This window comes from Mesorhizobium sp. M0019, from assembly GCF_040323975.1.
GTDB lineage: Bacteria > Pseudomonadota > Alphaproteobacteria > Rhizobiales > Rhizobiaceae > Mesorhizobium.
This window is the reverse complement of sequence record NZ_JAMYVK010000097.1, coordinates 1-8,971: the sequence shown is the minus strand read 5'-3', so window position 1 is coordinate 8,971 and position 8,971 is coordinate 1. Positions and strand designations below refer to the sequence as shown.

Here is an 8,971-nt window from a genome sequence, read left to right as displayed (position 1 = left end):
AATTCCGCCACATCATCGAGCCGGAGGCCAGCGCCTTTGCCGCCATGCGGCGCACCGACGAGCAGATGGCCGAGATCAGCCAGGCTTGCCGCGAGATGGGCGAGGCGACCAATCTGCAGGAGCGCACCCGCGCCGACACGCGGTTTCATCTCGCCATCCTGCGCGCCTCGGGCAACGATCTGCTGGTGCCGCTCGGCGTGCTGATCGAATCGGCGCTCGACCATTTGTTCCAGTTCGTCACCCGCGAGACCAGCGATCAGCGGCGGGCGCAGGCACTGCATGAGGCGATCGAGAAGAACATCCGCCTGCAGCGGCCCGCCGCAGCCCGCGCCGCGGTGCACAGACTGCTCGCCAATACCGACGACGTTATCGGCCGGTCGCGCCGGTGATTTATGCGCCAGGGCTGGCGTTGCTCCGAACGATTGCAAAACTCGCATTCCTTCGCGCCCCTCCCTGTCCTGCCGGACATCTCCCCCACGAGGGGGGAGATTGGATGCCATTTCGGCTTTCGCTGATCATCAACGCTAGGCAATGAGGGCGGCGACCTCGGGTGGGAAAGGAATTCGGACTTTTTTACCGCCACAGCGTATTTTGTTCTTGCTTTGTGCCGGCAGCTATGCTACTAATTTTGCTATGGTGCTAATTGGCTCCAACGACCCGCCTCCCGAGGCGGGTTTTTTTGTTTCTGGCTTCTTCCGATCGGAAGTGCGCGTGCTTTGGTGCACAGACTTCTCGCCAATACCGACGTTATCGGCCGGTTTCGGCGCTGATTCGATCGTTTCTCGGCCAACTGCGTGTAAGTCGGGTCAACCAGCAACGAAGGTCGATCATTCCCGTTAGTCGCAAATCGCAAATTTAGGAGATTAGCCGAAACCCTCCCTTCGTCATCCCTGGGCGGAGCAAGGAGCGAAGCGACGCGGCGCAGACCCTGGGATCCATGCCGTTACCTTGCGGCAGTGCTCCAGCAGACCAGAACCAAACGCTGCCACCCGGTCCTGCGAAAAAGCTCGAAGCACTCTGGGACTGGTCGTCTCGATCAATTCGGTCTTCCATTGGCGGAGCCAGCGCTTCCGCAGCTTCTGGCTCGCGGTCATGGTGGAAGGGCGACGAGCGCAATGGCGGATACAAGCGCCGTTCTGAGCCGCTGCATTCTTCGGCTGATGTCACGGCATGGATCCCAGGGTCTGCGCGACGTCGCTTCGCTCCTGCTCCGCCCTGGGATGACGAAGGTGTGGTGTCATATGCTAATCGCCAGCGTTGGAGATTGGCGGATGTAGCTGGTCGGCAGCGAACGTTTGCAGTTGCGACACTCCAGGCGTTAATCCCAACGTTCTCAGATCGTCTGCTTCTTGCCATCCCTGGTCGGCATCAGGTCGACGCCATTGACCTTGCCGATATGCGTGGCCAGCATCGGCACATATTGATCGGCGGGGCCGGCCGCGAAGGCGCCGGCGAAGGCGTTCTTGGTGGCGTTGCCGAGCGGGTTGGCGATGCCGGCAGCACCCGCCATCGATTCGAGATAGGTGAGATCCTTGAAGGCGTTGGCGATGGTGAATTTGTGCGCGTCGCGGTCGCCTTCCAGCGTCCAGCGCATGAAGGTCTGGTAGAAGCCGCAATCCATGCGGCCGTTGCGGATGACGCTGTCGAAGCGCGGCGGCGAGATGCCGACCTTCTGCGCCAGCGCCAGCGCCTCGGAATAGATCGCGGCGTAGCCGAGCGAGATGAAATTGTTGAGCAGCTTCATGCGGTGGCCATCGCCGGTGTCGCCGATGTGGACGATACGCCCGGCCCAGGTTTCGAGCACCGGCTTCAGCCTCGCAAAGACCGCATCGGGCGCGCCGACCATGGCGTCGAGCGTGCCTTCCCAAGCCTCCTTCGGGGTGCGGCTGAGCGGGGCATCGACATAATCTACGCCGAGCGCCTTGAGTTCGGCGGCCAGCGCCACCGTCGAAACGGGATCAGAGGTCGAGCAGTCCACGACAACCGATCCCGGCTTCAGGCCTTCCTTGAGGCCGCCTGGGCCGCGGATGATGGCTTCGACCTCGCGCGAGCCGGTGACGCAGATGAAGACGATATCGGATGCCGCCGCGACGTCGCGCGAGGTTGCCGCTTCCCTGGCGCCGCGGCCGAGAAGGTCTTCCGCCGGCGTGCGGTTCTTGCGGCCGAGAAACGTCAGCGGATAGCCCTTGTCGACGATGTTCTTCGCGATCCCGTGCCCCATCAGGCCAAGCCCGATGAAGCCGATCTTTTCGCTCGCGGCAGTCGTGTTCATGTCGTTTCGTCCTATTTGCAGTGATGGATGACGGCGCTGCACCTTGCCGGCGAATTGTTGAAGCGGGTTTTTGCCGCATGCCATGGCAGGCGATTGCAGAGTTCGGTATTGTCTGACAATACACATGAATCTTAGGGAGAGCAAAATGACGAAGCGGATCATGTTCACCGGCGGCAGCGGCAAGGCCGGGCGCCACGTCGTGCAGTATCTGGTCGAGCAGGGCTGCCAGGTGCTCAACATCGACACCAAGCCGCTCGACAATCCCAAGGTGCGCACGCTGATCACCGACATCACCGACAGCGGGCAGGTGTTCAATGCGCTGTCGAGCTATATGGGCCTGCATGAATTCGACCCTTCGCTGCGTACGCAGCCGGTCGATGCCGTGGTGCATTTCGCGGCGATCCCGCGCATCATGATCACGCCCGACAATGAGGTGTTCCGCATCAACGCGCTCGGCACCTACAACGTCATCGAGGCCGCGGTGAAGCTCGGCATCCGCAAGGTGGTGATCGCCTCCAGCGAAACGACCTACGGGCTGGTCTTCGCCAACGAGCCGCGCAACCCGACGCATTTTCCGCTCGACGAGGAGTACGACGTCGACCCGATGGACAGCTACGCGCTGTCCAAGGTCGTCAACGAGAAGACGGCGCGCGCCTTTGCGCTGCGCAGCGGCTTCGACATTTATGCCTTGCGCATCGGCAACGTCATCGAGCCGCACGAATATTCGCTGTTTCCGAAATGGTTCGCCGATCCGGGTTTCCGCAAGCGCATCGCCTGGAGCTATATCGACGCGCGCGACCTCGGCCAGATCACGCTGCGCGCCATCGAAAAGGACGGGCTCGGCTATCAGGTGTTCAACGCCGCCAACGACGACACCTCGTCCGATCTGCCGACAGCCGAACTCCTGAAGCGGTTTTATCCCGATGTGCCGGTCAAGGGTGAACTTGGCGAATACGAGACGCTGCTCTCCAACCGCAAGGCGCGGGACATGCTCGGCTTCCGGCCGGAGCACAGCTGGCGGAAATACGTCAAGACGAGCTGACGGGCGCAGCTGACGCGGAACCGGCACTGGGCCAGCCCCGAATTGCTCGTCACGACTCTAGTGCTCACACCCTTACGACCGATGCGCCCACACCCTACGTTCAGGCGTTCGCCGTCGGGTTCATCCATACGATTTCCCAGACGTAGCCATCCGGGTCTTCAATGTGGCGGTTGTACATGAAGCCAAGATCCTGTGGCCGGTTGGGATCGGCGCGACCGCCCGCCGCAACCGCGCTGGTCAGTGTTGCATCGACGGCGTCGCTGCGGGCTCACAGTGCCGCCTAGCGCCACGTAGAACGGATGTATATGCGCCGCTTCACGCGCCTTACCAACGCGTTCTCGAAAAAGGTTGAGAACCACGTCCACATGGTGGCGCTCTACACGGTTTGGTACAATTTCGTCCGCATTCACAAGACGCTGAAAATGTCGCCGGCAATGGTGGCGGGTGTTTCCAAGACGCTCTGGTCAATGGACGATCTTTGCGGGATGATGGACTCCGTTGCGCCTGAGCCGGGCAAGCATGGGCCGCATCAGAAGCGAGTCGCCTAACCGGACTATCTTGCTAAGTCGGCATCGTTGACCTATCTAGGCTCTAGCGCTCCCGTCACCTTCATGCCAATGTTTGGAACTACAGGGGCGCGGGTGAGTTGGGCTGGGTGGCTAGACCACAGCAAGGTAATGGCGCATAAACGCCGTGGCCTAAAATGAACAAAGCCCCTAGGGAGCATGTGATGGTTGCCGTTTTAGAACGCATCCTCCACTCGGTCGCGAGTTGGGGACGCGCATCGCGCAGTCCGAGTCAGTCGGTCATCAGCCCCGGAGGTGAACCCGCTCCTGAGGTTTACCGGATTGGCGAGTATTACGCTGATTACAGCGCGCTCACCGACGCGGAGTTAGCTGCGTCTGATCCAGAAGCGGATGCACTCATTGCGCGCAGCAGAGTAGTTTCCTCTAAGCGCTTGTGATAGCCACCCCTTATGGGGTGGACGTTTCTTCAAATCGACACGCTGCCAGACCCAGGCAACATTGTCTGGTGCAGATTTCCTATTCGTGAGCGACCAGGTCAACCTGGGCCGTGGTCGCGTCCTTCACTTGTCCTTGGGAGCGATATCCACGAGGACCCTCAAACCAACACACGATTTGGCAGTGTGCTAGTTTGCTATGGCACCGATTTGCAAAAGATAGGGAAAAGGCTCCACTTCCCGATCGCAACCAAGGCCCGCGCAACCGAAATTGGGCTACACAAGCCGACTGCTTTCGGACTAAATGGCGGCAACGTTAAGCGCCTTATTTGGTGCTCGGAATTCTTCGTTCCTCCCGACTACATACGGAATCAGCAGCTGGCCATCGGTCAACTGAACGATGGTGAGCGAGCACGTTTGCGCGAACTTTTGGCAAAGGCCTAAATTTCAAACTGAGACACTATCCCCCCGGCCATGCCTAGGTTTTCCCATCATCGTGATGATCTTGTGCTAACACTTCAAAGCGGTTTGCACTGGACCTGTTGAAGAATGCCGAGGATCAGCCTGGAGCATCGGTTGGCGACACGTGCCGATATGCCGGCGCTGGCTGTACTGATGAATGCAGCCATCGGCGAGCTTCAGAAGCCGTTCCTCACAGAGGAGCAGATCGCTTCGAGCCGAGCAATCATGGGGCTCGATACGCAACTCGTCGATGATGGAACATATTTCATTGTGGAGCAGAATGGCATCTTGGCCGGTTGCGGCGGATGGAGTCGGCGCGCAACCCTCTACGGCGGCGACCGTTCACCCGGGCGCGATGCAGCGTTGCTTGACCCGACGAAAGACGCTGCGCGCGTGCGTGCCATGTATACGCATCCCAGCTTCATCCGCCGAGGCGTGGGGCGTCTAATCCTCATGCTGTGCGAGGACGCCGCCCGCCGCGAGGGCTTTACAAGTGTCGAGCTTATGGCAACGAGGGCCGGCGAACCGCTGTATCGGGCCTGCGGCTTTGAGGCGGTTGAAGAAGTCGTCGACAACAGAGGCGGAGCGGGCGTGCCACTGTTGCGGATGAGGAAGGCGTTGTGAATGATCGGCTGGCTCGCATAGCCGGTATCGCGATTCGTCATTGGTCTCCCTTTGGAGACCGTGAATCACGAAACCGCTGCCAACGGCATCCCCCTTATGGGTCCGGACGCTAGGTCGTAGTCCACGTCAGCAGTCGCCTCTGCCTCTGAATCAACGAGTCCTGACCCTACTTGTCTTTCCAGAATTCGGCCTGGAGTTGCGCCGCTTCATCGGCAAGCAGCGGGCCGACGACTTCAGTCGGACGCTGCCCGGCTTCGAAGACGATCCTGCAGGGCAGGTCGAGTGTGGGATTCTCGACATGTGCGCCCGTCACCCGCTTGAGGTCATGTTCGCTCTGCCCAAAGACGACCCGTCCGATGCCGGCCCAATAGATTGTCCCGGAGCACATCGCGCAAGGTTCGGCCGAAGTGTAGAGTGTGCAGGAGGCGAGCTTTTCGAGACTGACATTCATCCCCGCCCACGAGGCCAGCAGCCTTTCGGCATGAGCGGTGCGGTCGCCCCCGCCGGCTTTGTAACCATTGGGCTGCTCGCGCAACACATTGCCGTCTTTGTCAGCGAGCAGCGAACCAAAGGGATGTTCGCCAGCATCGCGGGCCTTGCGCGCGACTTCGAACGCCTGACGGAGCAGGCGCTCATCATACGGGCGTTGTGGCATCGGCAGGTCCTCCGCCGCTTAACCATAGTGCCGAACAATCCGCGGACACAAGTCGGCGGCCTAAAACGCGCGCGTTCGACCGGCCTCATGCGACGCGCTTTCGGTTCTTGTTTTGATGCATGTCGTTATCGCAAAACCGCTGCACACTTGTGCGCGACATGCATCAGGACTCCTTGCCATTGGGCCGTTGAGCCAGCCAGATGCTGCCGATGACGAAAACGACGCCGGCGATTTGAGGCAAGGTCAGTGTCTGATCCAGGAATACCCATCCAAGCAGCACGGCGGTCACCGGGCTGAGGAAAAGCAGCGATGACACCACTGCAGATTCCAGTCGCGCAATGCCCCGGAACCAGAGGACATAAGTCAGCGCCGCACCGATCAGGCCGAGCCACACCAGTCCAAGCAGGTTGGCCGCGGTCGGGAACGGGATGGGTGGTTCGAAAAGCAGGACCACCGGAACGAGAAGGAGACCACCGGCAGTCAGTTGCCATGCCGTAAAGGCGAGCAGCGATGCTGGCGGCTGCCACTTGCGGCTCAACACGCTTCCGAAGGCCATTGAGGCCGCCCCGGCGAGGCCGGCGGCAACGCCGGCCGCATCGAGCGTCGCGTTCGGGGTCAGCACCAGCAATGCAACACCGGCGATCCCGACAAGGGCGGCGACAATCGCCAACCGGCGGACAGGGCTGGCAAGCAGGGCAGCAGCGAGGAAAATCACGATCAATGGCTGGACCGACAGCACGGTCGCCGCGACCCCGCCCGGAAGCCGGTAGGCGGCGACAAACAACATGCTCAGGAAGATCGAGATGTTGAGGGCTCCGAGGACGAAACTGCGCAGCCACCAGATGCCCATCGGCAGTTGCCGAACGATCGCCAGCAGCAGCAATCCGGCGGGCAAGGCACGCAGCATTGCGACCGTCATCGGCGAAAAGTTGGGCAGGAACTGCGTGGTGACGATATAGGTGCTGCCCCATATTGCGGGTGCAATGGCTGTAAGCAACAGATCGGAACGGTGCGTTTTCATAAGATTTCCAGTATTTCGGCAAGAGGGCGGCGCGGCTTTTGCGGCCAGTTTCCGGGCGCGGCGCGGCCGACGGCGATGAGCATCACCGGCACTTCATTGCGCCCAAGGCCAAACTCGCGGGCCACGCCTTCGGCATCGAAGCCGGCCATCGGACCGGAGACGAGCCCCAGCGCTTCGGCCGCGAAAATCAGCGTTGCGGCGCCAAGCGTTGCCGAGCGTACCGCTTCGTCCCGGGCTGCCCGAGGATCGGCATATTGTGCGCGGGCGCCCTCCTGCCAGCCCGAAGCCATATCCACCGGCATGAAGCCGGCTTCGATGAAAGGACGCAGCCTTGCATCGAGGGCAGCGTGGTCGGGGAGTACGCCGCAGATGATGAAGGTGACCGCTGCGTCCTGCACCTTCACCTGGCCGTGGGCCACGCTGCGCAACCGCGCCTTTGCTTCCGGCGTCCGCACGGCGATGAAACGCCAATTCTGAAGGTTGTAGGCGCTTGGCGCGCGCGTTGCGAGACGTGCCAGCTCCTCGATCTCGGCATCCGTCAATTCGTGCGAGGCATCGAACCGATTGGCCGACATGCGCCGCTCGATAAGGGAAATTGTGGGGTTGATCATCATGTCATTCCGAAACTGAGCAAGTCGTTCGGGAAGCAGATAGAGAATTTACCAAGGAGCGATAATATGCAACAATTGCAAGACATTATTTACTGGAAGAGAATGGTGCGATGGATCGCCTGACGGCGCTGCAGGTTTTCCGCCATGTGGCGCAACTGAACAGCTTTGCCGAAGCCGGACGGCGCCTGGGTCTCTCGCCTCCCGCGATCAGCAAGAACATCGCCGAGCTGGAGGCGCATCTGGGGGTGCGGCTCATCAACCGGACAACGCGGCGCATGGCGCTGACCGAAGAAGGCAGGATCTACCTGGAGCATGTCACGCAGGGGCTCGATGCGCTGGCCAGGGCCGACCAGGTGCTCGGCCCGATCAAGACAGCGCCGAGCGGCACGTTGCGGGTCAGCGCGCCGATGACTGTCACGTTGACGCGGCTTTCGGCTGCCATCCCCGCGTTTCTATCGCGCTATCCCGGTTTGAAACTCGACCTGCACCTTGACGACAGGCGCGTCGATATCGTGCGGGAGGGATTTGACCTTGCCATTCGCGGCAGCGACAATCTCGAGGATTCCAGCCTGGTCGCCCGAAAGCTTGCGGTCATGCCGCATGTGCTTTGCGCAGCTCCGTCCTATTTCGAGAAGCATGGCCGGCCCAAGACGCCTGGCGATTTGAAGGCGGCCAATTGCATCCGGTTCAGCCTCTCGGGGCATGCGGACATATGGGAATTCCGCAAGGACGGCCGCGCCGAGCGGATCGCCATCGACGGACGATACTCGGTTTCTTCAAGCCTTGCCGTGCGCGATGCGCTGCGCGCCGGCTTCGGCATCAGCCTGATCCCCTATCCCTATGTCGAAAGCGACCTGAAAGCAGGCCGGCTGCAATCGGCTCTGGATGACTGGGACAAGGTCGAAACCACGCTCTACGCGGTCTATCCGGCACGGCAGCACCTTGCCCCGAAAATCCGCGTCTTCCTTGATTTCCTGATCGAGGAATTCAGCCGGGACAAAGAGAGGTCGTTCGTGCCTCTCCGGCGTGAAGGCTCGGCAAAGCGCGGTGTCGGCGAGGCGACGGATGCGGAAAATCAAGCTGAGATATTGCCGGCGATTTCATCTCCTTGACACGCCTCCAAATCCGGACTTTGTGGAGCCATGCAGGACGCGAAGCCGAATAAGGGAAAGACAGCGGCCGAGGCGTTCGCCGAACGAACGAGCGGTATCCGCCGGGCCGATGCGGCGCGCATGCCGGGCTCGAGTGTGCACGCCTCGCTCGCCAACGAAATCGGGCTGAGGATCGTGCGCGGCGACTATCCGCCGGGAACCATCCTGCCCA

The 8,971-nt window shown here is 61.1% G+C and carries 8 protein-coding genes and 3 pseudogenes; 6 read left to right on the top strand and 5 right to left on the bottom strand.

The annotated features are described in order from the left end of the window. A partial coding sequence (locus tag NKK47_RS34265) for a FadR/GntR family transcriptional regulator (protein WP_352579827.1) occupies window positions 1-389 on the top strand: 389 nt, incomplete at its 5' end. A gap of 944 nt (window positions 390-1,333) precedes the next feature. Here NKK47_RS34265 and NKK47_RS34260 read toward each other — a convergent pair. Then, window positions 1,334-2,272 (bottom strand): NAD(P)-dependent oxidoreductase, encoded by a 939-nt coding sequence (locus tag NKK47_RS34260; RefSeq protein ID WP_352579826.1) that lies wholly within the window; start codon window positions 2,270-2,272, stop codon window positions 1,334-1,336. Window positions 2,273-2,417: 145 nt separating this feature from the next. Here NKK47_RS34260 and NKK47_RS34255 point away from each other — a divergent pair, with 145 nt between their 5' ends. Beyond that, the gene (locus NKK47_RS34255) at window positions 2,418-3,314 is read left to right on the top strand and encodes an NAD-dependent epimerase/dehydratase family protein (RefSeq protein WP_352579825.1); all 897 of its coding nucleotides are present in this window, start codon (window positions 2,418-2,420) and stop codon (window positions 3,312-3,314) included. A 100-nt stretch (window positions 3,315-3,414) separates the two neighbouring features. Here NKK47_RS34255 and NKK47_RS34250 read toward each other — a convergent pair. Next, a pseudogene (locus NKK47_RS34250) lies at window positions 3,415-3,573 on the bottom strand (VOC family protein); the annotation flags it as partial. A 37-nt stretch (window positions 3,574-3,610) separates the two neighbouring features. Here NKK47_RS34250 and NKK47_RS34245 point away from each other — a divergent pair. Both NKK47_RS34245 and NKK47_RS34240 read left to right on the top strand, forming a co-directional pair. After that, window positions 3,611-3,862 (top strand): annotated as a pseudogene (locus NKK47_RS34245) (IS1 family transposase); the annotation flags it as partial. Between the two features lie 989 nt (window positions 3,863-4,851). Beyond that, complete coding sequence (locus tag NKK47_RS34240) at window positions 4,852-5,361, top strand: GNAT family N-acetyltransferase (protein ID WP_352579824.1); 510 nt, start codon at window positions 4,852-4,854, stop codon at window positions 5,359-5,361. A gap of 166 nt (window positions 5,362-5,527) precedes the next feature. Here NKK47_RS34240 and NKK47_RS34235 read toward each other — a convergent pair whose 3' ends face one another. The 3 genes from NKK47_RS34235 to NKK47_RS34225 all read right to left on the bottom strand — a co-directional run bounded on the left by NKK47_RS34235 (window position 5,528) and on the right by NKK47_RS34225 (window position 7,651). Then, a complete protein-coding gene (locus NKK47_RS34235) occupies window positions 5,528-6,016 on the bottom strand; it encodes a nucleoside deaminase (protein ID WP_352579823.1) in 489 nt (162 codons plus the stop codon). 163 nt (window positions 6,017-6,179) lie between these two features. Continuing rightward, window positions 6,180-7,037, bottom strand: a complete 858-nt coding sequence (locus NKK47_RS34230; RefSeq protein ID WP_352579822.1) for an EamA family transporter — start codon at window positions 7,035-7,037, stop codon at window positions 6,180-6,182. Further along, window positions 7,034-7,651, bottom strand: coding sequence for a nitroreductase family protein (locus NKK47_RS34225; protein ID WP_352579821.1), 618 nt, complete (start codon window positions 7,649-7,651; stop codon window positions 7,034-7,036). The genes NKK47_RS34230 and NKK47_RS34225 overlap by 4 nt, the downstream gene beginning before the upstream one ends. Window positions 7,652-7,758: 107 nt before the next feature. Here NKK47_RS34225 and NKK47_RS34220 point away from each other — a divergent pair, with 107 nt between their 5' ends. Continuing rightward, on the top strand, window positions 7,759-8,760 hold the full coding sequence (locus NKK47_RS34220; RefSeq protein ID WP_352579820.1) for a LysR family transcriptional regulator: 1,002 nt from the start codon (window positions 7,759-7,761) through the stop codon (window positions 8,758-8,760). Window positions 8,761-8,790: 30 nt separating this feature from the next. Continuing rightward, window positions 8,791-8,971, top strand: a pseudogene (locus NKK47_RS34215) (FadR/GntR family transcriptional regulator); the annotation flags it as partial.